This is a genomic window from Pseudomonas sp. DTU12.1, from assembly GCF_009873475.1.
Taxonomy (GTDB): domain Bacteria; phylum Pseudomonadota; class Gammaproteobacteria; order Pseudomonadales; family Pseudomonadaceae; genus Aquipseudomonas; species Aquipseudomonas proteolytica.
Genome location: NZ_CP045254.1, coordinates 989,628 through 1,015,589, shown reverse-complemented (window position 1 = coordinate 1,015,589; position 25,962 = coordinate 989,628). Strand labels below are relative to the sequence as shown.

Here is a 25,962-nt window from a genome sequence, read left to right as displayed (position 1 = left end):
GTGTTTCCTCAATGCCGTATTGTCGATTTTTATGGGCAGTTGCTCCGTGTGCCAGGCTGGACGCCAGGTCACATTGGGGCGGACACTAACGGCTTGCCGAACGCCCCACAACGTTATGCGAGAAGCGCATGACGCTATGCGCAAAGCCGCCCTTCGACAGGAAACCCACGGTGAACCTCAAGCAACTCGAAGCCTTCAAGGCGATCATGTCCACCGGCTCGACCATCGGCGCAGCCACGCGCATGGGCTTGTCGCAATCTGCGGTCAGCCGCCTGTTGAGCCAGTTGGAGGACGCCCTGGGTTTTGCGCTGTTCCTGCGCAAAAAGGGCCGTTTGATGGCCACGCCAGAGGCCGAGGAATTGCTCACCGAAGTCGCAGGATTGGTGGACGGCATGCAACGAATCCAGCGCCTGGCCGATGAAATGCGCGTAGGTCGCTCACGCAAAAGCCTGCTCAAGGTCGGCGTACCCACCAGCATGACCCAGGAATTGTTGCCGCGTATTGTCGCGGACTTTCTCAAGGACCATGAAGACATCGTGGTCGAACTGCTGACCGGCTCCTACGACATGATCGAACGTGCCGTACTGGACCGCTCCGCCGACCTGGGCTTTGTGCGCCTGCCCACCGAGATGCCCGACTTCGATGTCGAGCCGGTGCTGCACACCGAAGGCGTGTGCGTGATGCCGGTCGACCACCCATTGAGTCGCCACGACTTCATCGAGGTACAGCATCTGCGCAATGTGCCGCTGGTGATGCTGGGCCGACAGCGGGCAGTGCGTACCGAGCTGAACCAGATGTTCCGCGCTGCCAACCTGACACCGCAAGTGCGGGTCGAAGTGCACTCGGTGGGCGCCGCGTGCAGCTTTGTCGCCGAAGGGCTGGGGGTGTCGATCGTCAACGGTTTGCTGGCCAGCCACTTCATGCATCTGCCGATTGTCAGCCGCCCGTTCCGCCCGGCGCTGCCCTATGAGTTCGGCCTGGCCTTCCGTGCCGACGAGCCACGCTCACAGCTGGTAACGGCCTTTGCCGATCACCTTAAACAGCGACTGAATCTGAGCACATAGATCCCCAGAGTGCTTGTTGTGATGAGCCGGCTTGTTGTGGCGAGGGGGCTTGTCCCCCGCTGGGTGGCGAAGCCACCCCAGTAGGCCCCCCGACTTCCTTCAGATAGACCGAGGCGGTAGGTTTTGGGGCGGCTTCGCCACCCAGCGGGGGACAAGCCCCCTAGCCACAAAAAACCACATTGTCACAACAAGCAACCCTGCCCACCACAACAAAAACGCATACCCCAACCCGCCCCACGCATAACGTTGTGGCCGGCAAAACTTTGCCCTAGTGTCCGCCCAACCAAGCGTCACTACCCACAACAATAACAGCGCACGTACCCCGCTCAGACGGGGGCCGCGCCGGGGCCGCCAGCATGACCGAACCGCAGATCCTCCGTACCCCACCGCCCACCGAGGCGGTCGCATACAAACCCGTGCAACGCAAGCAAATCAACCCGGCAATCATTCTGCTGAGCATCGTCCTGCTCGCCGTGGCTTTCACCTATGCGGTCAACGCCGGCAAGTTCCAGCGCCAGAATGGCCTGGTGGTACCCGGCTCGTACCAGGTGTTGGAAAAGCAGGATTCCTTCAGCCAGTTGTTCTCCCTGGAACCCCGCAAGGCGGGCGATACAACGGCCCGCCCGGTGTCGCTGGTGGAAGGTTTCATGGCCATTCCCCAAGGCATCGAAAAGCGTGCGGCGCTGATTTTCATGGTGCTGTTCATCGGCGGCATGTTCGGCGTGCTGAACAAGGCCGGGGTGATCGATGCCGGGCTGGAGCGCCTGCTGGGGCTGACCCGGGGCAATATCTACGTGTTGGTACCGAGCCTGATGCTGGTATTTTCCGCCGGCAGTACCTTTATGGGACTGGCCAAGGAATTCATCCTGATCGTGCCGTTAATGGTAGCCATGGCCAATCGCCTCGGGCTGTCGAACCTGATTGGCCTGGCCATCGTCACCATCTCGGTGAAGATCGGTTACCTGGCGTCCATCTCCAACCCCGTGGCCTTGTCGGTGGCCCAACCAATGGTCGGCCTGCCGATTTTCAGCGGCTTGAGCATGCGCGTCGCGGCCTATTGCACCTTCCTGCTGGTGGGCATCGCGTTTGTGTTGTGGAGCATTCGCAAGCACGGGTTTGATGCCAGCGCGCAGATCACCTTCGAGAGTAAACCCCTGCCCGTGCGTCATCTGCTGAACCTGCTGGTGCTGGGTGGCGGGATTGGTTTTCTGGTCTATGCCTCGAACCGCTGGGGCTGGAAATACCATGAGCTGTCGGCGTTCTACCTGCTGCTGACCGTGGCCTTCGCGCTGATCGCCGGCCTGGCCGCCAGCACCGCCGCCAGTGCTTTTGTCGACGGCATGAAAAAGGTCCTGATCGCTGGCGTCCTGATCGGCCTGGCGACCGCCGTGGAAATCATCCTCAGCACCGGCCAGGTACTGGACACCATCGTCAACAACCTGGCCAACCTGGTGGGCGACCATGGGCCAGTGGTGTCGGCCTACGGCATGTTCTTCGCGCAATTGGGGCTGGACGTGCTGATCCCCTCCACCTCCGGCCAGGCGGCCGTGACCATGCCGATCTTCGGGCCGCTGGGCCAGTTGTCCGGGGTCAGCCCACAAACCACCGTCTTTGCCTTTTTGATGGGCAACGGCCTGACCAACATGATCACCCCAACCTCCAGCGGCCTGCTGGTACTGCTGGCCACCGCCAACGTCGGCTGGGGCCAATGGGCGCGCTATATCCTGCCGCTGTTCCTGATCTATGCGGTGCTGGCGATGGTGCTGTTGGCCATTGCAGTGCAAACCGGATATTGAGTCGATGAGTGTTTTACCTATGCAAACCCTGCACAACCAGATGATCGCCATGCGCGACGGCATCCACCTGGCCACCGACATCTACCTGCCGGCAGGCGGCGACGGCCCGTATCCGGTGGTGATCGAACGTACGCCCTATGACAAGTGCAAACCGTCGCGCTCGGAAAAACAGCTCGACGGCCAGCACATTTCCCGCGAGCAAATGGCCGCTCGTTTTACCGCCCGGGGCTTTGTCGCGATCTTCCAGGATTGTCGCGGGCGCTACGCCTCCGAAGGGGTGTTCACCAAATACACTGCCGAGGGCGAAGACGGTTTCGACACCCTGGCCTGGATCGTCCGCCAGCCATGGTGCAACGGCAAGATCGGCAGCATGGGCCTGTCCTACGCGGCGCACACCCAACTGGCGATGGCCTGCCTGCATCCGCCGGGCCTGGGCAGCATGGTGCTCGACAGCGGCGGCTTCGCCAATGCCTACCAATGCGGGATTCGCCAGGGTGGCGCGTTTGAACTCAAGCAGGCCACCTGGGCGGTTCGCCAGGCCAAGGAAAGCCCGGCCGCGCTGGCCGACCCGCAGGTGCGCCAGGCGCTGGAAGACGAAGATATCCACGAGTGGTTCCGCCGTATGCCCTGGCAGGCGGGCCGATCGCCATTGCGCCATGTGCCCGAGTACGAAGCCTATCTGCTGGAGCAGTGGGCCCAGGGCAGTTTCGGCCCCTACTGGCAGAAGTCGGGGATTTATGCCGAAGGTCATTACGGTGACTTACCGGATATCCCGGTGCTGTTCATGTCCAGTTGGTACGACGCTTATGTCAGCTCGACCCTGGCCAACTACACCGCCTTCAACCGAGCCCGCAGCGCACCGCAGCAATTGATCATGGGCCCGTGGCTGCACGGCGACCGCAATATCAGCCACAGCGGTGATGTAGAGTTCGGTGCCCAGGCGGCCTTTGACGGCCAGGTGGCGCAGGATTGGCTGAGTTGCCGCCTGCAATGGTTCGAGCAGTCCCTAAAGCCCGGGACGCCACCGCCGCAGGCAGGCGTGAAGGTGTTCTTGATGGGCGGCGGCAGCGGCACGCCGGATGAAAACGGCCGCCTGCAGCATGGCGGCCGTTGGCTGCAGGGCGAGCAATGGCCGCTGCCCGGCACCCAGTCACTGACCTTGTACCTGGATGCGCAACGGCAACTGACCGAGGTTGCGCCCAGTGCCGAAGAGTCCGTCTTGGGTTACTACGCCGACCCGGCCAACCCGGTGCCGACCGTGGGAGGGGCATTGACGTCCGGCGCACCGATTTTTGTCGGCGGCGCCTTCGACCAGCGCGAGCGCGCCGACTTTTTTGGCAGCCGGGGCGACAATCGCCCCTTGTCCGAGCGCGACGACGTGCTGAGTTTCCAGACCGCGCCCCTGGCCGAAGACTTGGTCGTCGCAGGTCCCGTGCAGATCGAACTGTGGATCGACAGCGACGCGCCAGACACTGACTTCACCGCCAAGCTAGTGGATGTCTACCCGCCGAGCGTGGCGTATCCGGAAGGCTTTGCGATGAACATCACAGACGGCATCCGCCGCTGCCGTTATCGCGACGATTGGGAGCAGCCCAAACCGCTGGCACCCGGTGAGCGGGTGAAGCTGACTATCGAGCCATTCGCCACCTGCAACCTGTTCAAACAAGGTCATCGCCTGCGCCTGGACATATCCAGTAGCAACTTCCCGCGCTTCGACGTCAACCCCAACAGCGGCGAAGCCGAGGGCCAGGCCCGGCATCCGCGCATTGCTCACAACCGTCTGCACCTGAGCCGGGATGCGGCGTCGTGCCTGATCCTGACCACCCTCCCCAACGGATAAAGCCCCCCCGCAGGAGCCGGCAAGCCGGCTCTTGCATACCGCTCATCCGCCAATCCCACATTCATTAAAAAACCGTTTCAGCTCTCGCCCTGGCTGCCGATATCCCCTGTCTATCCATCGGCTGGGCGACCTTCCAGCAACTGATGTACACGCAATCTGTTCCTGGAGGAATTCGATGAATACATGGTTTGGCAACATCAGCGTCAACTTGAAACTGGGCCTGGGCTTCGGCCTGGTGCTGGTGCTCACCTCGATCCTCGCGCTCACGGGCTGGACCAGCCTGGGCAACCTGATCGACCGCAGCAACTGGATGAGCGACATCACCCAGCTCAACGCTTCGCTGACCAAGCTGCGCATCGTGCGCCTGCAATACATGCTGGCCAACGGCGACGAGGACGTGGCACAGAATGTCCAGGCCAGCCTCGACAGTTTTGCCGCGCAGCAACAACAGCTGATCAACAGCTTCAAAAGCCCGGAAAACCTCAAGCTGCTCAACGAGCAGAAAGACACCATCACCGCCTACCGGCAGTCGCTGAACAAAATGCGCGAGGCCTACCGCAACGGTAACGCAGCGCGCCAAACCATGGGTGAACGTGCCGACGCCGCAGGCCTGGTGATTGCCGCCCTGGACCGCAGCGTGCGCCAGATGCCCGAAAGCAGCGAGCGCTTCGCCCAGTACGAAGCGATCAACCACGCCAAGGAAGAGTTCCAGATCGCCCGCTATGAAGTGCGCGGCTATACCGGCAACGTCAACCCGCAAACCGAAGCCCGCGCAGCCGCGCAAATCGAGTCGGCGATCAATGGCCTCAAGGGATTGAAGGACGTATTCGGTCAATCCCAGCAAACCGAACTGAGCGCCCTGGAAAACGCCTTGGGCGCCTACCGCAGCGCGGTGCAGGCCTACAAGGCAGCCAATGCCAATATCGTCCTCGCCCGCCAGGAAATGACCGTGCAAGGCGCCGATATCGTGTCGCGCAGCGAAGCTCTGTATGACATCCAACTGCAACGCCGCGATGCAGAAAGCGCCCAGGCCCGCAGCCTGCAACTGATCAGCACCGTGCTGGCCCTGTTGGTGGGGATTATCGCCGCGCTGCTCATCACCCGGCAGATCACCCGCCCACTGCAGGAAACCCTGGCCGTGGTCGAGCGCATCGCGTCCGGCGACCTGAGCCACAACATCCAGGTAACCCGCCGTGACGAACTGGGCGTGCTGCAACAAGGTATCCAGCGCATGGGCACTACCTTGCGCGAGCTGATTTCCGGTATTCGCGACGGCGTCACCCAGATCGCCAGCGCCGCCGAAGAGTTGTCGGCCGTGACCGAACAGACCAGCGCCGGGGTCAACAGCCAGAAGATCGAGACCGATCAAGTGGCTACGGCAATGCATGAGATGACAGCCACCGTGCAGGAAGTTGCGCGCAACGCCGAACAGGCGTCCCAGGCCGCCTCCGCCGCCGATGGCCAGGCCCGTGAAGGCGACAAGGTGGTGGCCGAAGCCATCGCCCAGATCGAACGCCTGGCCGATGAAGTGGCGCGCTCCACCGACGCCATGGCGCACCTGCAACAAGAGAGCAACAAGATCGGCAGCGTGATGGACGTGATCAAGGCCGTGGCCGAACAGACCAACTTGCTGGCGCTCAACGCCGCCATCGAAGCCGCCCGTGCCGGTGAAGCCGGGCGTGGGTTTGCCGTGGTGGCCGACGAGGTCCGTGGGCTGGCCCAGCGCACGCAGAAATCCACCGAGGAGATCGAAGGCCTGGTCGCCGGCTTGCAGAACGGTACCCAGCAAGTGGCCAATGTGATGAACAACAGCCGCAGCCTGACCGACAGCAGCGTCGAATTGACCCGCAAGGCTGGCGTCTCCCTGGAGAACATCACCCGCACGGTGTCGAACATCCAGTCGATGAACCAGCAGATCGCCGCCGCCGCCGAACAGCAAAGCGCCGTGGCCGAAGAAATCAGCCGCAGCATCGTCAATGTGCGCGATGTGTCGGAGCAGACTGCTACCGCCAGCGACGAGACCGCCAAGTCCAGTGTCGAGTTGGCACGATTGGGCAGCCAGTTGCAGCAGATGGTCAGCCATTTCCGGGTGTAAACAAAAAGCCGCCCCGGCCAAAACCGGGGCGGCTGCGCTTCTCAGGCCTTAACGGTCATCGAAGCTGTCTCGCAGGAATTTCCAGACGTGATAAACACGCAGGCAATTCACTACGAGGTCCCACGTACGTCGTGCAAACTTGGACATACTCGGCCCTCCTGAAGTTGGGCCTTACCTCCAGCGCACTTACCGGAACACGTGAGCCTTGGGATGCACATCACTGCTTCCTTTGAGGCGGCCGGGCTTTGGTTCCTCCCGCATGAATCCGGCACGGATTACTAGCCCGTGGCGGTCGGTCCAGAATTCGAGCGCGTACCCAGCCTCACCTACCAAACGACAAACGCAGAACAGGGGCGATACTAACCAAGATCCACGTCCAAGGTGTGACGAACGCCCATCAAACACTCTGTAGTTCCACAGTGTTTTATTACCATTTTTTGCGTCTACACTTGGATAAGGTCAGGCATCAAAAACGAACAATGCCGATTGTCGCCAAGCCTTGCGAATACCCAAAACCAAAAGTAGTATTTGTTCGCACATCACTGCTTCCTTTGAGCATGCAACCCCAGCCACTAACTGGGATTGCAATAAAAAACCGCCCTGCAAAGGCGGTTTTTTATTGCCTGCCATTTGTCGATCAGGCCTGGCCTTCCTCGACAAATACCAGCCGATTGCCAAATGGATCCTTGATGCTCATCTCCCGCGTGCCCCAGGGTGTTTCTTCGATTTGCGGCTTGGCAAAGCGATAGTCCTTGGCCTGCAATTGCTGCTGGTAAGCGTCCAGGCCCGCGGCCTGGATCCGCACTGCGGCGCCCGGTGAGGCATCACCATGGTGCTCGGACAGGTGCAGTACACAGGCACCGAACGACACTTGCAGATACAACGGGAAATTATCTTCAAAGCGGTGCTGCCAATCGACCTTGAAGCCAAGGAAACCGATATAAAACTCCTCAGTCTTGGCCTCGTCGAAGGTCCGCAAGATGGGGGTGACTGTTCCTAACTGCATGGCGACGGCTCCCTGTTTTGAAGCAGCCACTATAGGCAAACACCCCACCCGTGGCGAGCGGGCTTCAACCCAAGCCTTGAAATCAGAACCCCCCACGCAAATCACCGCTGCGCGCCAGAAACCGCCCCGCCCGCTGACCATTCGCCTGTCCGTCGCGGTAGCTCAGCACGCCATTGATCCACACCCCATCTATCCCTTCGGCAGCCCGTTGCGGGTCCTTGAAGTCGGCCACATCGCGCACCCGCACCGGGTCGAACAGCACCAGGTCGGCCCAGTACCCTTCGCGGATTGCACCGCGCCCGGCCAGGCCAAACCGTGCGGCCGACAGGCCGGTCATTTTGTGTACTGCGGTGTGCAGCGGAAACAGGCCCAGGTCGCGGCTGAAATGCCCGAGCACCCGTGGGAAGGCACCCCACAAGCGCGGATGAGGGAACGGGTCTTCCGGCAGGCCATCTGAACCCACCATCGACAGGGGATGGGCGAGGATCCGTTGCACATCGCTCTCGTCCATTCCGTAATACACCGCGCCGGCCGGTTGCAGACGCCGCGCGGCATCCATCAGCGATACCCCCCACGTGCCTGCGATAGCCTGCAGATCCTGTCCGCCCATTTCCGGGTGCGGTGTCGACCAGGTGATGGTGATACGAAAAGCATCGGTCACTTGCTTGAGGTCCAGGGTCGAGGAGCTGGCGGCATAGGGGTAACAATCGCAGCCCACCGGATGGGTCTTGGCGGCCTGCTCCAGGGACGCCAGCAATTGCGGACTGCGCCCCCAGTTGCCCGCGCCGGCGCACTTGAGGTGGGAGATGATCACCGGCGCCTTGGCGTGGCGGCCGATCAGGAACGCCTCGTCCATGGCCTCCAGCACCGGTTCGAATTCACTGCGCAGATGGGTGGTGTATACCGCGCCAAACGCGGTCAGTTCTTCACTCAGTTGCAGCACCTCGTCGGTGTCGGCGTTGAACGCGCTGGCGTAGGCCAGGCCTGTGGATAAGCCCAGGGCGCCGGCTTCAAGGCTCTCGTGCAATTGCACGCGCATCAACGCGATTTCGGTCGGTGTGGCGCTGCGCTGCAGGTCGTCCATATGGTTGCTGCGCAATGCCGTATGGCCGACCAATGCGGCGACGTTGAGCGCTGGCTCGGCGTTTTCCACGGCGGCGCGGTAATCGGTAAACCGCGGATAGACAAACGCCTCGGCCTTGCCCAGCAGGTTCATCGGATCCGGCGGATCACCGCGCAGGCTGACCGGCGAGGCGCTGATACCACAGTTGCCGACAATCACCGTAGTCACGCCCTGGCTGAGTTTGGGCAACATCTGCGGCTGGCGGATCACCACGGTGTCGTCATGGGTGTGCACGTCGATAAATCCCGGCGCCAATACGCGGCCACTTGCCTCGATCTCATGCTCGCCCTGGGCGCCCGCCAAGTCGCCGATCGTCTCGATACGCCCGTCGCGCAGGCCCACGTCAGCGATATACCCCGGCGTGTTGCTGCCATCAATGATCAGCGCCTGGCGGATCAACGTGTGGTACTTCATCTCAATCTCCAAGCGGCAGGCTGTCAGGGCCGCCGCGATAGTCGTCCAGGGCCAGCTTGATCCGGCGCAGGCGTTCCTGGTTGTCGTCCGGCCTGGCCAGCGCCAGCTCAGTGGCAAGCACGTCAATGGCCAGCAGCATTCCGTAGCGCGCCGCAGTGGGTTTGTAGATAAAACTGGTTTCGGCCGGTTGCAGCGGCAGCAGTACGTCGGCCAACTGCGCCAGCGGTGAATCGGCCAGGGTGATGGCGACGACCCGCGCCCCATAGTTGCGCGCCAGCTCCACCACGCCCAGCAGTTCGGGCGTGAGGCCGGTCAGGGAGCAGACAATCAATGCGTGATCAGCACTCAATGTGGCGGCCGTGACCCGCATCATTACCGGGTCGCGGCACGCGGCAATCGGGTAGCCCAGGCGTACCAGGCGCACCTGCAATTCTTCGCTGCACAGGCTCGACGGGCCGCCCATGCCAAACGCGTGGATCATCCGCGCCTTGCCCAGCAGGTGCACCGCATCGGCAAAAGCGGCCTGGTTGAAGCCCGACAGATGCTGGCGCAGGGTCGCTTCGATATCACCGAGGATCTGCCGATGAAACGCCGACTGCTCGGGCAACCCCGCCGGGTCGAGGAAACGACTGCCCACCCCGCTGGCCTGGGCCAGTTGCAGGCGCAGGTCGCGCAGATCCCGGCAACCGACACTGCGGGCAAAGCGCGACAAGGTGGCGGTGCTGACCTCGGCCCGCAGGGACAACTCTTCCAGGCTGGCGGATGCGGCGAAGCCCACATCATCAAGCATCAGCCGGGCGATTCGCCCTTCGCCAGCGCTGAAGGAATCCTGGCGGGCGCGGATCTGGTAGAGGATGTCCATGGGGTCTCCGGGTTACAGGATCAGGCTCATAAAACAAGAGACAGGCCGTAGGTCAGGCCGAAGGCGACCACCGAAATCAAAGTCTCCAGCACGGTCCAGGTCTTGAAGGTCTGGATTACCGTCATATTGAAGTATTCCTTGATCAGCCAGAAGCCGCCGTCATTGACGTGGGAAAAAATCACCGAGCCGGCACCAGTCGCCAGCACCAGCAATTCCGGGTGTGGATAACCCAGGCCCAGGGCCACAGGCGCAACAACGCCGGACGCGGTAGTCATGGCCACAGTGGCCGAGCCGGTGGCAATGCGCATCAGCGCGGCGAACAACCAGCCCATCACCAGCGGCGACAGGTTGAAGGCATTGGCCATGCCGAGGATCTCGTGGGTCACGCCGGCGTCCACCAGGATCCGGTTCAAACCGCCGCCCGCGCCCACCAGCAAGGTGATGCTGGCGGTCGGCGCCAGGCATTCGTTGGTGAACTTGAGGATCGACTCGCGGTTGAAGCCCTGGGCCAGGCCCAGGGTCCAGAAGCTGACCAGGGTCGCCACCAACAAGGCGATCACCGAGTTGCCGATAAACAACAGGAACTGGTTGAAGCCGCTGCCGGGCGTGGAGATCAGGTTGGCCCACCCGCCGATCATCATCAGCACCACCGGCAACAGGATGGTACCCATGGTCAGGCCGAAACTTGGCAGACGGGTGCGTGGTTCGCGCTCGATGAACTGGCGCTCCAGTGGGTTCTCGGCAGGCAGGTGAATGCGCGGCACGATGAACTTGGCGTATACCGGCCCGGCGATGATCGCGGTCGGGATGCCGATCAAAATCGCGTACAACACGGTTTGCCCGACGGAGGCGTTATACGCCAGTACCGCCATCATCGCCGCCGGGTGCGGCGGCACCAGCGCATGCACCACCGACAGACCGGCGACCATCGGCAGGCCGACCATCAGGATCGACACCCCCACGCGCCGGGCCACGGTAAATGCAATCGGCACCAGCAATACAAAACCGACTTCGAAAAACAGCGGCAGCCCCACCAGGAAGGCAATGCACACCATGGCCCAATGGGCATTGCGTTCGCCAAAGCGGTTGATCAGGGTTCGCGCCACCTGCTCGGCGCCGCCGGATTCGGCCATCATCTTGCCGAGCATGGTGCCCAGGGCCACCACCAGCGCGATATGCCCCAGGGTCTTGCCGACACCCGCTTCGTAAGAGCCCATGATCGTATCCGCCGGCATCCCGGCCAGCAGCGCCAGGCCGATGGACACCAGGGTGATGACGATAAACGGGTTGAGCCGGTAACGTGCAATCAGCACGATCAATGCAATGATGGCGATGGCAGCGTATGCCAACAGCCAGACGCCAGGTGATGTGGCCATGCGGTACTCCTCGGAAAGGGTCACGTCGAATTGGTTGTGAAACTCATAAATCATTACCGAGGAGCGTTTTCAAATTTTATGAAAGTAATTTTCGCCCACAGATAAGCGCTGTCGCTTTGGGACATGCCCGCAGACCCGGGATGAAAATCAGGGGACAGTTCTTACATGCGCGCTGCAGGGGGTAAGGGAAACTCGACTGCCCGTGCCCGGTCTCAAGTTGCACACCGAATCATCTTCAGGAATGCCGTCATGAACCGTAGAACCCTCGCCATCAGCGCATTACTGCTGGCCTCGTCCGGCACCACGATGGCCGCCGACAGCAGCCCTGCCCTGCAAAAATGCATGGACAGCGCCAACACCACAGCCGCGATGGTCGGCTGCAACGCCCAGGAAACCAAGGTCCAGGACAAGCGCCTGAACAGCGCCTACAAAACCGCGCTGCAGGCCCAGCAAGGCCCGCGCAAGCAACAATTGCAGGATGTGCAGCGCCTGTGGATCAAGTACCGCGATGCCAATTGCGCCTTCGCCGGCTCCGCGACCGGCGGCAGTATTGACCAGGTCAATGGCTCTGGCTGTGTACTGGACATGACCCAGACCCGCGCCGAAGAACTGGAAAACCTCGTCGGGCCATAAGCCTGCGTCGATCTCCTGGCCCCATCGCCGCATCGGTATCTACACAACTTTCAGAAACTGACGAACTCCCCTGTGGCGAGCGGGCTTGCCCCGCGCTGGGCTGCGAAGCAGCCCCAAAACCAGCCGCTGCGGTGTATCTGGTACAACGCATTCGGCTTATTTGGGCTGCTTCGCAGCCCATCGCGGGGCAAGCCCGCTCGCCACAACTGCGCTATCTGTCTGGATTTAGGCGTTGCGGCAAAGTTGTGTAGATACCTATGCCCATCGCCGACAAGCCGTGAGCACCTGTAGGAGCGAGCTTGCTCGCGAGAAACCTGAGAGCGCCGCGTGCATCCAGAAAGCCCGCGTTATCGTTGACGTTTTTCGCGAGCAAGCTCGCTCCTACAGGGGGGTCAGTCGTGTTGCACTCGTGCGCGCTTGAGCAGTTTCTTGCAGCGCTCGGACAAGTGCAGCACCCGCAGGTGCTTGCCAGCCTTGCTATAGCGCTCGCGCAAGGTCATCAACGCCGCGATGGCGGAGTAGTCGACAAAGCTCAGGTGCCGGCAGTCCAGCGTGACCTGGGCCGGGTCGTTGGCCGGGTCGAACTGGTTCAGGAACGGCGTGGTCGAGGCAAAAAACAACGTACCGTGCAGCCGGTAGAGCTTGCTGCCATCCGCCTCCAGGTGTTCATCGGCGTACAGCTCGCGGGCCTGCTGCCAGGCAAAGTTGAGCGCGGCAATCACAATCCCGCACAGCACCGCGGTGGCCAGGTCGGTAAAGACGGTGATCACCGTCACCGCCATGATCACCAACACATCATTGAGCGGCACTTTGTTGATCACCCGCAGCGACGCCCAGGCAAACGTCTGCTGGGACACCACGAACATCACCCCCACCAGCGCCGCCAGGGGAATGCGCTCGATCAGCGGCGACAGGAACAAAATAAACAGCAGGATCATCACCCCGGCAAACACCCCGGAGAAGCGCCCGCGCCCGCCCGAGCTGAGGTTGATCACGGTCTGCCCGATCATTGCGCAGCCGCCCATGCCGCCAAACACCCCGCTGACCATATTCGCCGCGCCCAGGGCCACGCTTTCACGGTCGGGGTAGCCGCGGGTCTCGGTGATTTCATCGGTGAGGTTCAAGGTCAGCAGGGTTTCCAGCAGCCCCACCATCGCCATCAAAAACGCGTACGGCGCGATGATGCCGAGGGTTTCCAGGGTCCAGGGAATCTGCGGCAGCGCGAAGGTCGGCAGGCCGCCGGCGATATGGGCCATGTCGCCCAGGGTGCGCGTGGGCAAGCCCAGCAGGTACACCGCCAACCCCACGCCGAGAATCGCCACCAGCGCCGGCGGCACCGCGCGGGTCAGGCGCGGCAACAGGTAGACGATGGCCATGGTCGCCGCCACCAGCCCGCTCATCACGTACAACGGTGTGCCGCTGAGCCAGGTCTCACCGCTCTTGAAATGCTCCAGTTGCGCCAGGGCAATGATGATCGCCAGGCCGTTGACGAAGCCGAGCATCACCGGGTGCGGCACCATGCGCACCAGTTTGCCCAGGCGTAGCAGGCCGAAGGCAATCATGATCAAACCGCCCAGCAGCACTGTCGCCAGCAAGTACTGCACCCCGTGCTGCACCACCAGCGCGACGATCACCACCGCCATCGACCCCGCCGCCCCCGAGACCATCCCCGGCCGGCCGCCGAACAAGGCGGTCAAGGTGCAGATGATAAAGGCACCATACAGCCCCATCAGCGGGTTGAGGTGGGCCACCAGGGCAAAGGCGATGCATTCGGGCAGCAAGGCAAAAGACGTGGTGAGTCCGGCCAGGGCGTCGGCACGCAGACGAGAGAGCTTCATGGGTTTACCGGGGGAATTGCGGGGAATGAGGTGGCGATGGTACGCAAATACATCAGATGGAACCACCGTGGCGAGCGGGCTTGCCACAGGTGGGCAGTCGGGTCAACAGGCGTAGCGCGCCAGTTTTTCCTGGATAAAGTCGAGGAAGCACTGGATACGCAGGGCCAGTTGCGAGTTGCGGTAGTACACCGCATTGATCGGCTGGCGATAACCACTGTTGAACGGGGCGAGCACCGTCTGCAAGCGGCCGGCGTTGATGTCTTCGATGGTCATGAAGTGCGACAGGCAGGCGATCCCCTGCCCTTCCAGCGCCAACTGGCGCAGGGTTTCACCGCTGGACGCGGCAATGCCCGGCTCGATCTGCCAACGATCACCCTGCACATGGCGCAGCGGCCAGTGGTTGAGGGTTTCGGTCTGGGTGAAGCCCAGCAACGTGTGATCCGCCAACTCGGCCACCGTGCTCGGCGTACCGTGTTGCGCAAGGTACGCGGGGCTGGCGAGGATATGCAGCGGGCTGCAGCCCAGGGAGCGGGCATGCAGGGTCGAGTCCGCCAGGGTGCCGATGCGGATCGCAATATCGGTGCTCTGCTCCAGCAGGTCGATGATCAAGTCGTTGCTGTTGAGCTCCAACTGGATATCCGGGTACAGGCGGCGAAACTCCGCGACGTACGGCACGATGGCATGCAGCATGAACGGCGACGCCGCGTTGATCCGCAGGCGCCCGGACGGGGTTTTCTGCCGCGACGACAGGCGCTCTTCCAACTCCTCCATCTGCGCCAGGATCAGCTTGGCCTGCTCGAAGAAATACTTGCCCTCTTCGGTCAGGTCCATGCGCCGCGTGGTGCGGTTGATCAGGGTGGTGTCGAGCTTGGCTTCAAGCCGTGACAAGGTACGGCTGACCGCCGAGGGCGTCTGCCCAACCTGTTCGGCAGCGGCGGAAATCGACCCGCATTCAATCACGCAGACGAAGATCTGTAGCTCATCGGATCGGGCTTTCAACGTGAATCCTCGTGAATACGGCTGCGTGGATACTAGCCGTATTACCGGGGCAGGTTAAACACCTGCGCCAGATGCTGCTCGTAACGCAGCACATCAGCCTCGATGGAGGGGCGCTTCATCACGTCCACACAGAGGAACGTCGGCAGGCTACTCATGCCAAGGAACTGGTTGGCCTTGTGGAACGGGAAATACACCGCATCCACGCCCTTGGCTTCGAAGAAGTCGCTCGGATCGTCGAAGGCCGCCTGCGGCGCGTTCCAGGTCAGCGACAACATGTACTGCTTGCCCTGGATCAGGCCGCCGCTGCCGTATTTCTGCGACGCGTCGGAACGGGTGCGGCCATCGCTGGCGTACAGGCTGCCGTGGCCTTCAGTGAAGACTTCGTCGATGTACTTCTTGACGATCCACGGCGCGCCCATCCACCAGCCGGGCATCTGGTAGATGATCACGTCGGCCCAGAGAAACTTGGCAACTTCTTGCGCAACGTCGTAGCCGGCATCGATGTGGGTGACTTTCACGTCGATACCACCACGGTCCAGCACGGCCAGGGCGGCGTCGTGCAAGGTGTCGTTGTAGCGACCGTCCGAGTGGGCGAATTTCTTACCACCGTTGAGCAACAGAACTTTTTTCATGGGGATTACCTGAAGGTTGAAAATGTATGAGCGCAGGCTACGGGCAACCCCTCGGGTGAGTAAGCCACGGATCGGCAAAACACTTTTGACCTTCAAGCACGAGTAATCATTTGATTGTTGCGCTAGCCGCCAATCAGCAAGTGCCCGCCCAGTGCCGCCATGCCGATAAAAAACACACGCTTGAACAGCACGCCACTGATGCGCTGGCGCAGCTTTTGCCCCAGCCACATGCCCAGCAGCGCCGGCACCAGCGCCAGCAGCGAGGCATTCAACTCGCCGGCACCGAGGTTGTCGCGCCAGAACAGCCCGGCCGCCAGGGCCAGGGTAGACACAGTGAAGGACAGGCCCAGCGCCTGCACCAGTTGGTCACGGTTCAAGCCCAGCGCTTGCAGGTACGGCACGGCCGGGATCACGAACACGCCGGTGGCCGAGGTGATGACGCCCGTCAACAGGCCACACACCGGGCCCAGCCAGCGTTCGGTGCTGATCGGCACGCTGAACGCCGGCAGGAACAACCCGCACAGCGCATACACCAGCAATGCCCCGCCCAATGCCCGCACCACCCATGCACCACCGTCCATGCCCAGCCACAGCGAACCGAGCCCGGTGCCAAGGAAAATCAGCAGGAGCATGGGCCACAGGCGTTTGCTCAATGCGCCCAAGTGCCCACCGAAGGCCAGTTGCCAGAGGTTGGTGATGGTAGACGGGATGATCAGCAGGGCTGCAGCCTGCGCCGGCAGCATAGCCAGGCCGAGCAGGCCCATGGCGACGGTGGGCAGGCCCAGGCCGATCACACCCTTGACGGTGCCGGCCAGCAGGAAGGTACCGATCACCAGCAGCGTCAAGGCTGGGCCGAGGTTTTGGTAGAACGCGAGGAAGGTCGTCATAGCGGGAATTGTGCGGGTTTGGCGAGGGGTTGGAAATTCGCCATATACTGAGGCAGCCTCTTGTTTTGCGTGAGGCTCAGAACGCTATCGCAGGCAAGCCAGCTCCCACATTTGGATTTGTGAACACATTCAAATGTGGGAGCTGGCTTGCCTGCGATGAGGCCCTTCCAGGCACCCGGGATTTCCAGCCATGCACTTTGACCTGACCGACCTGCGCCTCTACCTGCACATCCTCGACACCGGCAACATCACCGCTGGTGCCGCCCGCAGCCATTTGTCCCTGGCCGCCGCCAGTGCGCGCATCCGGGCGATGGAAGCCTCATCAGGCGTCGCCTTCCTAGTGCGCGGCCGGCGCGGCGTGACCCCGACCGCCGCCGGCAACGCCCTGGCCCGTCATGCCCGCTTGTTGTTACAACAGGCCGAGCGCCTGCAACAGGAGCTAACGGAGTACGCCAACGGCGTCAAAGGCCAGGTGCGCCTGCTGTGCAACACCACCGCCCTCAGTGAGTACCTGCCGGAGTTGCTGGCGGATTTTCTCTGCGCCCACCCCAACCTTGATATCGACCTGCAGGAACTGCCCAGCCTGCGCATCACCCACGCCTTGCGCCAGGGCGCGGCAGACCTGGGGATAATTTCCGATGCGGTGGACACCCACGGCTTACAGACCCGGGCATTTCGCGATGACCCGCTGGTGCTGATCATGCCCATAGGTCATCCGCTGACGGCAGGGCCGGTGAGTTTTATCGACAGTCTGTTCCACGACTATGTGGGATTGGCGGCCAACAGCGCGTTGGCGGTGTACCTGGAAGAACAGGCCCTGCACGCAGGTTTTCGCTTGCAGACCCGGGTGCGCGCCGACGGCTTTGATGGGGTGATGCGCATGGTCGCCCGTGGCGCAGGGCTGGGGATTGTGCCGCAGGCGGCGTTGCAGCGCTGGCCCCACGCCGAGCAATTGCAGGCCCAGCCCCTGACGGAGGACTGGGCCTGTCGCAAACTGCTGTTGTGCGCACGTTCGTTCGAGCAGTTGCCGGGTTATGCCACTGCCCTGCTGGACGCACTCACGGTAGGAGCGGGCTTGCCCGCGAAGGTGGTCAACGATAACGCGGGCTTGCAGGTTTAACGTGGCGTACTCGGGTTTTTCGCGAGCACGCTCGCTCCTACAGGGGTTGCGCGGCGCTTGCGGAAGAACACGTAATACACCGCCGACAGGATCAACAGGAACGGCACGCCAAACACCAGGGTCATCTTGAACGCCTCGGTGAAGAACGTGGTGATCATCACCGCGCCCATCAGCACCAGCCCCAGCAGTGTGCTGTAGGGGAACAACCGCAGTTGGAAGGATAACTTCGGCCCGCCGTGACGCTTGCGGTAGCGGCGGAAGAACAGGTGCGTGAGGAAGATCATGAACCAGGTGAAGATCGCACCAAACATCGAGATGGCCATCATCAGGGTGAAGGAGCTTTCTGGGTACACCACGTTCAACAAGGTCGCCAGGGCAATGCCCGAACTGGACAGCAACAGGGCGTTGAGCGGGATCCCGCTTTTGCTCAGGGCACCCATGGATTTTGGCGCAAAGCCGCCACGGGACAGGCTGAACATCATGCGCGTGGTGATGTAGAGCTGGCTGTTCATCGCCGACAACGCGGCAATCAAAATCACAAAGTTCATCACCCCGGTGGCGCCGGGAATGCCGATGGTCTGCATCACCGTGACAAACGGGCTCTGGCTCTGCCCGGACTGGTTCCACGGCACGATGGCGAGCATCAACGCCAGGGTCAGCAGGTAGAACACCACCAGCCGCACAATCGTGGCGCGGAAGGCTTTTTTCACCGCCTGCTCCGGGTCGGCCGCTTCACCCGCTGCCACTGCGATCATCTCCACGCTCAGGTAGCTGAAGATCGACACAATCACCGCAATCCACATACCGCTCAGGCCATTGGGGAAAAACCCGCCGTGGGCCGTGTAGTTCTGCACCCCGTAATCCGGGTTGCCAGAGCCGAACACCACGTACACCGCGAGGATGATGAAACCGACGATGGCGCTGATCTTGATCGTCGAGAACCAGTACTCGAAGTTACCGAACGTCTTCACGCTGATGGCGTTGAGCACGATCAACACGCTGGAGAACGAGACGATCCACACCCATTCCGGCACGTTGGCGAACCAGTACTTCATGTACATCGCCACCGCCGTGACCTCGGCGCCCACCGCCAGCACAATCGCCGCCCAGTAGGCATAGCGCACCAGGAAGCCGGCCAATGGGCTGATATAGAACTCGGCGTAGGCGCCAAAGGAGCCGGAGGTGGAATGGGCCACCGTCATCTCCGCCAGGCAGCCCATCAACAACAAGGTGATCAACGCACCGATGGCGTAGCTGACCAGCACGCTGGGCCCGGCATAACCGATGGCGTAGGCACTGCCCATGAACAACCCGGTACCGATGGCGCCACCGATGGCGATCATGCTCATCTGCCCGGAAGTGAGCTGGCGCCGCAGGCCCAGTTCGCGATTGGTGATTGCTGCAAAGCCGTTGTCTGGCGTGGTCACGTGGCGTGCCCCTTTATTATTGTGATGTTGACTGCTGACCAGGCACCTGTAGGAGCTGGCTTGCCTGTGATGCAGGCACCTCGGTAGTCAGTCAGACCGAGGCGATTTCATCGCAGGCAAGCCAGCTCCTACAGGGGTTTTGTGGTGTTCTCAGGTGACGCTGTGGCGCACTTTGAATTGTGGCTGGTCCCAGGTTTTGCCGTCGAGGATTTCGCCGAGGATTTCCACCGCATCCCACACCTCGGTAAAGCTGGTGTACAGCGGGGTAAAGCCAAAACGCATGATTTTCGGCTCACGGTAATCACCGATCACGCCACGGGCGATCAGCGCCTGGACGATGGCGTAGCCTTGCGGGTGTTCAAAGCTGACATGACTGCCGCGCTTGGCATGCTCGAGCGGGGTAATCAGGGTCAGGTCGTGGGCGGCGCAGCGGCTTTGCACCAGCTCGATAAACAGGTCGGTCAGCGCCAGGGATTTGCGGCGCAGGCTGGCCATGTCGGTCTGGGCGAAGATATCCAGGCCGCACTCGACCATCGCCAGCGAGGTGATCGGCTGGGTGCCGCACAGGTAGCGGGTGATGCCCTTGCCTGCGACGTAGTTGGACTCCATGGCGAACTGGCGGCTATGGCCGAACCAACCCGACAGAGGCTGTGTCACCAACTCCACCAGCGCTGGGTTGACCCACACAAACGCCTGGGAACCCGGGCCGCCGTTGAGGTATTTGTAGGTGCAGCCAATGGCGTAGTCGGCGCCGGCCTGGTGCAGGTCGATCGGCACCGCGCCCGCCGAATGCGCCAGGTCCCAGATCGCCAGCGCACCGCACTCATGGCTCAGCGCGGTCAGCGCCTGCATGTCGTGCATGTAGCCGGTCTTGTAGTTGACGTGGGTGATCATCACCACCGCCGTGTCCTGGTCGATGGCTTGCGGCAGTTCCTCGGGGCTGTTCACCAGGCGCAGGGAGTAGCCCTGTTGCAACAGCGCGGCCAGGCCTTCGGCGATGTACAGGTCGGTGGGGAAGTTGCTCGCTTCACTGACAATCACTTTGCGTTGCGGCTGGCGTTGGCGCTGCACGGTCAAGGCTGCGCTGAGCACCTTGAACAGGTTGATCGAGGTGGTATCGGTTATCACCACTTCAGCCTCGCCCGCGCCGATCAGCGGTGCCAGGCGATTGCCCAGACGCTGGGACAGGTCGGCCCAGCCGGCGCTGTTCCAGCTGCGGATCAGACCGTTGCCCCACTCCTCGGCGATGACCGCTTGCGCCCGTTCCAGCGCTGCCACCGGACGCGCGCCGAGGGAGTTGCCGTCGAGGTAGATCACGCCTTCCGGCAGGGCGAATTGATCGCGCAGTGGCGCCAGCGGGTCCTGAGCGTCGAGGGTCTGGCAATGGTTTCGGCTGGTCATGGAAAGTCCTGTTTTTATAGGTGACGATGGACCAAATAATGAACGAAGATTTGCAGAATTTTCGTGCAAAGTGCGCTACAACTGGCTTAATAAGCCGTAGGAAATTCGAATTTAACCTCCAAATACGCGGATTAATTCTAAGCATGATTCTCGACGCCACCGACCTGCGCCTCCTGCATTTCCTGCAACAGGATGGCCGTATCAGCAACCAGGAACTGGCGGAGAAAGTCGCCCTGTCGCCATCCGCCTGCCTGCGCCGTTTGCGCCTGCTGGAGAGTGAGGGCGTGATCAGTGGTTATCGCGCGGTGCTCAATGCCGAGCAGTTGGGGATCGAGCTGGAAGCCATCGTCCACCTGTCATTGCGCCAGGATATGGAGGATTGGCACGAGACCTTTATCAAGAAGGTCCAGGGCTGGCCGGAAGTGGCCAGCGCCTACGTGATCACCGGCGCCAGCAACTATGTGCTGCGGGTGCAGGCGCGCAACCTCAAGCACTTCTCCGACTTTATCGTGAACCACCTGAACCGCACGGCGGGGGTGATGGATATCCGCTCGGAGATCGTGCTGCAGAAGATCAAGGATCGGGATGAGGTGCTGGACCTGGTCGTACGCAAATAACCAGCCCCACCACAAAACCAATGTGGGAGCGGGCTTGCTCGCGAAAGCGGTGTGTCAGTCACCAGATGTATTGACTGACACACCGCTTTCGCGAGCAAGCCCGCTCCCACATTTTTACCGCATTCAGTCTTCGAGGGCGCGCACGCGTTGCATGCGTGTTTGCTCTACGGGCGCGGCCGCCGGCTGTAGTTCGAAGTCAAAATCGATCTGCGCAAACTTGCCCTCCACGCCAAATTCCCGTGCCAGTTGCGGGTCTTCGCTGAAGCGAATTTCGGCAATCAACTCGTCCCGGGTGGCATAGGCAAAGTCATCGTGCAGATACGGATCATCCGACAGGTTGATCTGCGTGGTCAGGTGCCGATGCCCCGGTGCCGAGATGAAGAAGTGGATATGCGCCGGCCGCTGGCCGTGGCGGCCCAGTTGATCGAGCAACTGCTGGGTCGGGCCGGTCGGCGGGCAGCCGTAGCCGGACGGGACAATGCTGCGAAAGCGGTAGTTGCCCTGGGCATCGGTCTCGATCCGGCGACGCAGATTGAACTCCGATTGCGTCGGGTCGAACCAGGAGTAAGTGCCGCCGGTATTGGCCTGCCACACGTCCACAATCGCCCCGGCCAATGGCTTGCCGTCGACATCGCGCACCTGCCCACGCATGAACAGCGGCACCGCCGCATCCAGGCCGTCGTCCAGCCGCGCTTCGTACTTGGACAGCGGCGCGCCGGCCACGTACAGCGGCCCTTCGATGGTGCGCGGGGTACCGCCGGACTTGCCGGCTTCCTCGTCGGCCGCGTCCATCAACATATCCAGGTAATGCTCCAGGCCCAGGCCTGCGGCGAGCAACCCGGCTTCCTGGTTCTTGCCCAGCTCATTGAGGTAGTTGACCGCCTTCCAGAACTCTTCCGGGGTCACTTCCAGGTCTTCGATGATGTTCACCGTATCGCGCAGGATCCGGTAGATCAGCGCCTTGGCCCGTGGGTTGCCGGCGTCATTGAGGTTGCCGCTGGCTTCTTCGAGGAAGCGCTGGGCGTGGGCAGTCTGGGACAGTCGAATGGACATGGTGCAATCCTCATCTTGTAATTATTAGGTGGCTAGACAGACTCAGCGGTCATCCTCATGGATCGACGACGGATGCCGGCACAGGGCATTCACTTCGATGGCCATGTAGGGATAGAGCGGCAGTTGCATCAGCAGGTCATGCAGTTCCTGCACGCTGTCGACATCGAACACGCTGTAGTTGGCGTACAACCCGGCGATACGCCACAGGTGGCGCCACTTGCCCTGCGCTTGCAGGCGTTGGGCCAGGGCCTTTTCGTCGGCCTTGAGGGCCGCCGCGCGCTCGGGGTTCATGTCGACGGGCAGGTTTACGGTCATTTTTACGTGAAACAACATCCCAGGCGTCCTCTTAATGTTTGTCGCGACGGAAGAACGCCAGGCGTTCCTCATCGATGGCCAGGCCCAGGCCCGGGGCGGTCGAGACATGCAGGTGGAAATCGCGATACACCAGCGGCTCGCTGAGGATGTCCTCGGTGAGCAGCAGCGGCCCGAACAGCTCAGTGTCCCAGGCCAGTTTATTCAGGGTGAGAAACGCATGGGCCGAGGCCAGGGTGCCGATCCCGCCTTCGAGCATGGTGCCGCCATACAGGCCGATCCCCGCCGCCTCGGCAATCGCCGCCGTGCGTAGCACCGCGCGCGGGCCGCCGTTTTTCGCGATCTTCAGCGCGAACACCGAGGCCGCACCTTCGCGGGCCAGGTTGAAGGCATCTTCGACACATTCGATGGATTCGTCCGCCATGATCGGCGCCGGGCTCGACAGGTTGAGCCGGGCCATGCCGCCACGGTTGTTGCGCGAGATCGGCTGCTCGATCAGGTCGATACCGTTGTCACCCAGCACCTTGCAGGCGCGCAGGGCCACGGCTTCGTCCCAGGCCTGATTGACGTCGACCCGCACGCTGGCGCGTTCGCCCAGGGCCTTTTTGATCGCGATCACGTGGGCCAGGTCCTGGCTGACTTCACCGGCGCCGATCTTCAACTTGAAGATGCGATGGCGGCGCAGGTCGAGCATCTTCTCGGCCTCTTCGATGTCTTTTGCGGTGTTGCCGCTGGCCAGGGTCCACGCCACCGGCAAGGCATCGCGCACGCGGCCGCCGAGCAGCTCGCTGACGGGCAAACCCAGGCGCTTGCCGAGGGCATCGAGCAAGGCGCTTTCGATACCGGACTTGGCAAAGGTGTTGCCACGGATGCTGCGCTCCAGGCGCAACATCGCCGCGTTGATATTGCTGGCGTCCTGGCCGATCAAGAGCGGCGCGAAGTGGTGGTCGATATTGGTCTTGATGCTGTCGGGGCTTTCGTTGCCGTAGCTCAGGCCACCGATGGTGGTGGACTCGCCAATGCCTTCGATGCCGTCGGCGCAACGCACACGAATGATCACCAGGGTCTGGTTTTGCATGGTGTGCATCGCCAGCTTGTGCGGGCGAATGGTGGGGAGATCGACGATGATGGTCTCGATCGACTCGATGGCGCAAATCGGCATGGCAATACCCGTTGGGTTCTTTATAGGTCTGGCCTGATTCTGTCGCCCATTGTTGTTGGCTTCCAATATAGAATTGGTCTCGAACAATACCCTCAAGGTATGAGAGGAACCCGTATGGAACTGCGCCACTTGCGTTACTTCCAGGTGCTGGGGGAAACCCTGAATTTCACCCGCGCCGCCGAACGCCTGCACATCGCCCAGCCGCCGTTGAGCCGGCAGATCCAGCAATTGGAGGATGAGTTGGGCGTGGTCCTGCTGGAGCGTGGCCGGCCACTGCGGCTGACCGAAGCCGGGCGCTACTTCTATGAACACGCCAATGTGCTGTTGGAACAACTGGCCAAGACCTGCGATAACACGCGGCGCATTGGCCTGGGGCAGAAGACCTGGCTGGGCATCGGTTTTGCCCCCTCGACCCTGTATGGCGTGCTGCCAGAGCTGATTCGCCGCCTGCGCAGCCATGACGCGCTGGAGCTGGAGTTGGGGCTGGCGGAGATGACGACGCTGCAACAGGTCGAAGCGCTCAAGGCCGGACGCATCGATGTGGGCTTCGGGCGGATTCGCATTGACGACCCAGCCATCGTCCAGCGCGTGCTGGTGGAGGATCGGCTGGTGGCAGTGTTGCCCGCCGGGCACCCGCTGCTGGGCGCGCCGGTAACGCTCGCGCAACTGGCCGCCGAGCCACTGGTGCTCTATCCCGGCAACCCGCGCCCCAGCTATGCCGACCATGTGATCGCACTGTTCGACACCCACGGCTTGGCGATCAAGGTGGCGCAATGGACCAATGAATTGCAGACCGCCATCGGCCTGGTCGGCGCGGGCATGGGCGTGACGCTGGTGCCGGCGTCGGTGCAGATGCTGCACCGGGCGGATATCGGCTATACGCCGATTGTCGAGGCCACCGCGACGTCGCCGATCATTCTCAGCCGGCGGATTAATGATCAATCGCCGGGGTTGGGTCATTGCCTGCAATTGGTTGAAGAGCTGATCTGAAATCGCCCAAACACCACTGATCCAATGTGGGAGCTGGCTTGCCTGCTCCCACATTGGATCAGTGGTGTGTTCAGGCACCGCGCATGCGTCGGGCATCGTTGCGCTGCAAGGTCTGGCTGGGGGACTCGTCGAACAGTTTGCGGTACTCCGCCGAAAACCTTCCCAGGTGGGTAAAGCCCCAGCCCAGGGCAATCTCGGAAATGGTGCGGGTGGCCCCGTGTTCGAGAATTTCCTGGCGCACCGCGCTCAGGCGGTACTTTTTCAAATACGCCATGGGCGACAGGGCAAAGTATTTGCGAAAGGCATCAAACAGCTTGAACCGCGACACGCCGGTGGCCGCCTCCAGGTCTTCCAGGTGCAGCGCTTCGCGGGCGTTGGCGTGGATATACTGGCGGGCGCGGAGCAGATAGTGGGGCAACTTGACCCCCAGCACGTCGCGCAGCTCTTCGGAGTAGTTGTTCGGCTGGGCCAGGATCAGGCCCTTGATCAGCGAGCTTTCCAGGTCACGGGTGAAGGCGGCCTGGTCATACAGTTCGCTGCTGTGTTCCAGCTCCGCGATGAAGTGCCGCGCCATGCGCCACCACGCTGCGGGTGCGCCCTGCACCGCATCCATCACCGACTCAAAGCGCAGCGGCGCATCGATCGGGCGCTGCAACAGGCCCTCCAGGGTTTCGCTCATTGCCGCGCGGGTAATCACCACTTGCAGCTTGCGGCAATCGCCGGAGATCGCCAGCACCTGGTGTTCATTGGGCGAAATGATCACACCCTGGTCGCGGTTGGAGATCAGGCGCTGGCCCCCCTTGCTCAGCTCCTGCTCGCCCACCAGCGGCAGGCTCAGGCTGTAGCTGCTGAAGTGTTCGGCGTCTTCGATATCGATGGTCACGTCGGTGCCGTACTCAATTACCCCCAGCGTAGTGGCGCGGGACTTGAACACATTGGCACTGTGGTGGAATCGCAGGCGTTCCGGGGTGGTGGTTTCCAGCCGATGGGGCCCGCAGATGCCCGACATCCAACTGCGGGCGCCTTCAAGGTCGAAACGTTCAATACGGATATCGCGTGTATGGCTACTCATCAGGTTGCACTCACGGCGGTTGTGGCCAGCGCGCTCTGACGGCGCGTCCGGTGGATCAAGGCAAGTTCTGCGCCACGCAGGCGGTTTACCCACTCAATGGATAACGACCGCCGACTAAGTGGATAAGAAGCCCGCTTTTGCGACCATTGCCTGGCAAGACAGTAGCCCATTGCCGCATGCCCTTGCACTGAAGTGGGTATTTGCGCCCCAACTATGCGGCCCATCTTCCCCCACTAAGCGGAT

General features: G+C 62.0%; 23 protein-coding genes and 1 pseudogene. 9 read left to right on the top strand and 15 right to left on the bottom strand.

Annotation, left to right across the window (positions count from 1 at the left end; all coding sequences use genetic code 11):
- Window positions 1-170 precede the first annotated feature (170 nt).
- The 5 genes and pseudogenes from GDV60_RS04375 to GDV60_RS27045 all read left to right on the top strand — a co-directional run bounded on the left by GDV60_RS04375 (window position 171) and on the right by GDV60_RS27045 (window position 6,795).
- Complete coding sequence (locus GDV60_RS04375; protein ID WP_092233297.1) at window positions 171-1,064, top strand: LysR family transcriptional regulator; 894 nt, start codon at window positions 171-173, stop codon at window positions 1,062-1,064.
- Between the two features lie 356 nt (window positions 1,065-1,420).
- Window positions 1,421-2,860, top strand: coding sequence for a YfcC family protein (locus GDV60_RS04370; RefSeq protein WP_159906408.1), 1,440 nt, complete (start codon window positions 1,421-1,423; stop codon window positions 2,858-2,860).
- A 19-nt stretch (window positions 2,861-2,879) separates the two neighbouring features.
- Entirely contained in the window at window positions 2,880-4,700 is a 1,821-nt protein-coding gene (locus GDV60_RS04365; RefSeq protein WP_159909183.1) for a CocE/NonD family hydrolase, read from the top strand.
- 175 nt (window positions 4,701-4,875) lie between these two features.
- Window positions 4,876-5,892 (top strand): annotated as a pseudogene (locus GDV60_RS27050) (methyl-accepting chemotaxis protein); the annotation flags it as partial.
- A gap of 39 nt (window positions 5,893-5,931) precedes the next feature.
- On the top strand, window positions 5,932-6,795 hold the full coding sequence (locus GDV60_RS27045; RefSeq protein WP_371923395.1) for a methyl-accepting chemotaxis protein: 864 nt from the start codon (window positions 5,932-5,934) through the stop codon (window positions 6,793-6,795).
- Between the two features lie 459 nt (window positions 6,796-7,254).
- Here GDV60_RS27045 and GDV60_RS04355 read toward each other — a convergent pair whose 3' ends face one another.
- The 5 genes from GDV60_RS04355 to GDV60_RS04335 form a co-directional block, all read right to left on the bottom strand.
- Complete coding sequence (locus tag GDV60_RS04355; RefSeq protein WP_159906407.1) at window positions 7,255-7,425, bottom strand: hypothetical protein; 171 nt, start codon at window positions 7,423-7,425, stop codon at window positions 7,255-7,257.
- A 7-nt stretch (window positions 7,426-7,432) separates the two neighbouring features.
- On the bottom strand, window positions 7,433-7,801 hold the full coding sequence (locus GDV60_RS04350) for a glyoxalase superfamily protein (RefSeq protein ID WP_029299885.1): 369 nt from the start codon (window positions 7,799-7,801) through the stop codon (window positions 7,433-7,435).
- Window positions 7,802-7,883: 82 nt separating this feature from the next.
- The gene (locus GDV60_RS04345) at window positions 7,884-9,338 is read right to left on the bottom strand and encodes an amidohydrolase family protein (RefSeq protein ID WP_029299887.1); all 1,455 of its coding nucleotides are present in this window, start codon (window positions 9,336-9,338) and stop codon (window positions 7,884-7,886) included.
- 1 nt (window position 9,339) lies between these two features.
- On the bottom strand, window positions 9,340-10,200 hold the full coding sequence (locus tag GDV60_RS04340; protein ID WP_159906406.1) for a MurR/RpiR family transcriptional regulator: 861 nt from the start codon (window positions 10,198-10,200) through the stop codon (window positions 9,340-9,342).
- Window positions 10,201-10,226: 26 nt separating this feature from the next.
- Window positions 10,227-11,630: a gluconate:H+ symporter gene (locus tag GDV60_RS04335; RefSeq protein ID WP_070994410.1), complete on the bottom strand. Its 1,404-nt coding sequence runs from the start codon at window positions 11,628-11,630 to the stop codon at window positions 10,227-10,229.
- Between the two features lie 195 nt (window positions 11,631-11,825).
- Here GDV60_RS04335 and GDV60_RS04330 point away from each other — a divergent pair, with 195 nt between their 5' ends.
- Window positions 11,826-12,209, top strand: coding sequence for a lysozyme inhibitor LprI family protein (locus tag GDV60_RS04330; protein ID WP_092233276.1), 384 nt, complete (start codon window positions 11,826-11,828; stop codon window positions 12,207-12,209).
- A gap of 392 nt (window positions 12,210-12,601) precedes the next feature.
- Here GDV60_RS04330 and GDV60_RS04325 read toward each other — a convergent pair whose 3' ends face one another.
- The 4 genes from GDV60_RS04325 to GDV60_RS04310 all read right to left on the bottom strand — a co-directional run bounded on the left by GDV60_RS04325 (window position 12,602) and on the right by GDV60_RS04310 (window position 16,565).
- Window positions 12,602-14,047, bottom strand: a complete 1,446-nt coding sequence (locus GDV60_RS04325) for a SulP family inorganic anion transporter (RefSeq protein WP_029299892.1) — start codon at window positions 14,045-14,047, stop codon at window positions 12,602-12,604.
- A gap of 102 nt (window positions 14,048-14,149) precedes the next feature.
- Window positions 14,150-15,046, bottom strand: coding sequence for a LysR family transcriptional regulator (locus GDV60_RS04320; RefSeq protein ID WP_029299893.1), 897 nt, complete (start codon window positions 15,044-15,046; stop codon window positions 14,150-14,152).
- Between the two features lie 41 nt (window positions 15,047-15,087).
- Complete coding sequence (locus tag GDV60_RS04315; protein ID WP_159906405.1) at window positions 15,088-15,678, bottom strand: NAD(P)H-dependent oxidoreductase; 591 nt, start codon at window positions 15,676-15,678, stop codon at window positions 15,088-15,090.
- Between the two features lie 122 nt (window positions 15,679-15,800).
- On the bottom strand, window positions 15,801-16,565 hold the full coding sequence (locus GDV60_RS04310; RefSeq protein ID WP_159906404.1) for a sulfite exporter TauE/SafE family protein: 765 nt from the start codon (window positions 16,563-16,565) through the stop codon (window positions 15,801-15,803).
- Between the two features lie 190 nt (window positions 16,566-16,755).
- On the opposite strand from GDV60_RS04310, the gene GDV60_RS04305 reads away from it, so the two are divergent.
- Entirely contained in the window at window positions 16,756-17,685 is a 930-nt protein-coding gene (locus GDV60_RS04305) for a LysR substrate-binding domain-containing protein (protein WP_159906403.1), read from the top strand.
- Here GDV60_RS04305 and GDV60_RS04300 read toward each other — a convergent pair.
- Both GDV60_RS04300 and kynU read right to left on the bottom strand, forming a co-directional pair.
- Window positions 17,682-19,112: an amino acid permease gene (locus GDV60_RS04300; RefSeq protein WP_029299897.1), complete on the bottom strand. Its 1,431-nt coding sequence runs from the start codon at window positions 19,110-19,112 to the stop codon at window positions 17,682-17,684. The genes GDV60_RS04305 and GDV60_RS04300 overlap by 4 nt on opposite strands.
- Before the next feature lie 150 nt (window positions 19,113-19,262).
- Window positions 19,263-20,513, bottom strand: coding sequence for a kynureninase (kynU, locus tag GDV60_RS04295; RefSeq protein ID WP_029299898.1), 1,251 nt, complete (start codon window positions 20,511-20,513; stop codon window positions 19,263-19,265).
- A 143-nt stretch (window positions 20,514-20,656) separates the two neighbouring features.
- On the opposite strand from kynU, the gene GDV60_RS04290 reads away from it, so the two are divergent.
- Window positions 20,657-21,130 carry an Lrp/AsnC family transcriptional regulator gene (locus tag GDV60_RS04290; RefSeq protein WP_029299899.1) on the top strand — a complete coding sequence of 158 codons (474 nt, stop codon included), beginning with the start codon at window positions 20,657-20,659 and terminating at the stop codon, window positions 21,128-21,130.
- Window positions 21,131-21,253: 123 nt separating this feature from the next.
- Here the strand turns inward: GDV60_RS04290 and catA are convergent, their stop codons facing one another.
- Genes catA through GDV60_RS04275 form a run of 3 tightly spaced genes read right to left on the bottom strand, consistent with a single transcriptional unit; the run spans window position 21,254 to window position 23,657 of the window.
- The gene (gene catA / locus GDV60_RS04285; RefSeq protein WP_154907829.1) at window positions 21,254-22,183 is read right to left on the bottom strand and encodes a catechol 1,2-dioxygenase; all 930 of its coding nucleotides are present in this window, start codon (window positions 22,181-22,183) and stop codon (window positions 21,254-21,256) included.
- Window positions 22,184-22,225: 42 nt separating this feature from the next.
- Window positions 22,226-22,516 carry a muconolactone Delta-isomerase gene (catC, locus tag GDV60_RS04280; protein WP_029299901.1) on the bottom strand — a complete coding sequence of 97 codons (291 nt, stop codon included), beginning with the start codon at window positions 22,514-22,516 and terminating at the stop codon, window positions 22,226-22,228.
- Window positions 22,517-22,529: 13 nt separating this feature from the next.
- A complete protein-coding gene (locus GDV60_RS04275; protein WP_029299902.1) occupies window positions 22,530-23,657 on the bottom strand; it encodes a muconate cycloisomerase family protein in 1,128 nt (375 codons plus the stop codon).
- Window positions 23,658-23,771: 114 nt separating this feature from the next.
- On the opposite strand from GDV60_RS04275, the gene GDV60_RS04270 reads away from it, so the two are divergent.
- Window positions 23,772-24,647 carry a LysR family transcriptional regulator gene (locus GDV60_RS04270; RefSeq protein ID WP_029299903.1) on the top strand — a complete coding sequence of 292 codons (876 nt, stop codon included), beginning with the start codon at window positions 23,772-23,774 and terminating at the stop codon, window positions 24,645-24,647.
- 70 nt (window positions 24,648-24,717) lie between these two features.
- Here the strand turns inward: GDV60_RS04270 and GDV60_RS04265 are convergent, their stop codons facing one another.
- Window positions 24,718-25,719 (bottom strand): helix-turn-helix domain-containing protein, encoded by a 1,002-nt coding sequence (locus GDV60_RS04265; protein ID WP_092233255.1) that lies wholly within the window; start codon window positions 25,717-25,719, stop codon window positions 24,718-24,720.
- Window positions 25,720-25,962: the final 243 nt, after the last annotated feature.

Excerpts from the sequence above, each read along its gene's own strand:
- GDV60_RS04370 (WP_159906408.1), top strand. The coding sequence starts at position 1,421 with ATGACCGAACCGCAGATCCTCCGTACCCCACCGCCCACCGAGGCGGTC.
- GDV60_RS04365 (WP_159909183.1), top strand. The coding sequence starts at position 2,880 with ATGCAAACCCTGCACAACCAGATGATCGCCATGCGCGACGGCATCCAC.
- GDV60_RS27045 (WP_371923395.1), top strand. The coding sequence starts at position 5,932 with ATGGGCACTACCTTGCGCGAGCTGATTTCCGGTATTCGCGACGGCGTC.
- GDV60_RS04355 (WP_159906407.1), bottom strand. The coding sequence starts at position 7,425 with ATGGCAGGCAATAAAAAACCGCCTTTGCAGGGCGGTTTTTTATTGCAA.
- GDV60_RS04350 (WP_029299885.1), bottom strand. The coding sequence starts at position 7,801 with ATGCAGTTAGGAACAGTCACCCCCATCTTGCGGACCTTCGACGAGGCC.
- GDV60_RS04345 (WP_029299887.1), bottom strand. The coding sequence starts at position 9,338 with ATGAAGTACCACACGTTGATCCGCCAGGCGCTGATCATTGATGGCAGC.
- GDV60_RS04340 (WP_159906406.1), bottom strand. The coding sequence starts at position 10,200 with ATGGACATCCTCTACCAGATCCGCGCCCGCCAGGATTCCTTCAGCGCT.
- GDV60_RS04335 (WP_070994410.1), bottom strand. The coding sequence starts at position 11,630 with ATGATTTATGAGTTTCACAACCAATTCGACGTGACCCTTTCCGAGGAG.
- GDV60_RS04330 (WP_092233276.1), top strand. The coding sequence starts at position 11,826 with ATGAACCGTAGAACCCTCGCCATCAGCGCATTACTGCTGGCCTCGTCC.
- GDV60_RS04325 (WP_029299892.1), bottom strand. The coding sequence starts at position 14,047 with ATGAAGCTCTCTCGTCTGCGTGCCGACGCCCTGGCCGGACTCACCACG.
- GDV60_RS04315 (WP_159906405.1), bottom strand. The coding sequence starts at position 15,678 with ATGAAAAAAGTTCTGTTGCTCAACGGTGGTAAGAAATTCGCCCACTCG.
- GDV60_RS04310 (WP_159906404.1), bottom strand. The coding sequence starts at position 16,565 with ATGACGACCTTCCTCGCGTTCTACCAAAACCTCGGCCCAGCCTTGACG.
- GDV60_RS04305 (WP_159906403.1), top strand. The coding sequence starts at position 16,756 with ATGCACTTTGACCTGACCGACCTGCGCCTCTACCTGCACATCCTCGAC.
- kynU (WP_029299898.1), bottom strand. The coding sequence starts at position 20,513 with ATGACCAGCCGAAACCATTGCCAGACCCTCGACGCTCAGGACCCGCTG.
- GDV60_RS04290 (WP_029299899.1), top strand. The coding sequence starts at position 20,657 with ATGATTCTCGACGCCACCGACCTGCGCCTCCTGCATTTCCTGCAACAG.
- catA (WP_154907829.1), bottom strand. The coding sequence starts at position 22,183 with ATGTCCATTCGACTGTCCCAGACTGCCCACGCCCAGCGCTTCCTCGAA.
- catC (WP_029299901.1), bottom strand. The coding sequence starts at position 22,516 with ATGTTGTTTCACGTAAAAATGACCGTAAACCTGCCCGTCGACATGAAC.
- GDV60_RS04275 (WP_029299902.1), bottom strand. The coding sequence starts at position 23,657 with ATGCCGATTTGCGCCATCGAGTCGATCGAGACCATCATCGTCGATCTC.
- GDV60_RS04270 (WP_029299903.1), top strand. The coding sequence starts at position 23,772 with ATGGAACTGCGCCACTTGCGTTACTTCCAGGTGCTGGGGGAAACCCTG.
- GDV60_RS04265 (WP_092233255.1), bottom strand. The coding sequence starts at position 25,719 with ATGAGTAGCCATACACGCGATATCCGTATTGAACGTTTCGACCTTGAA.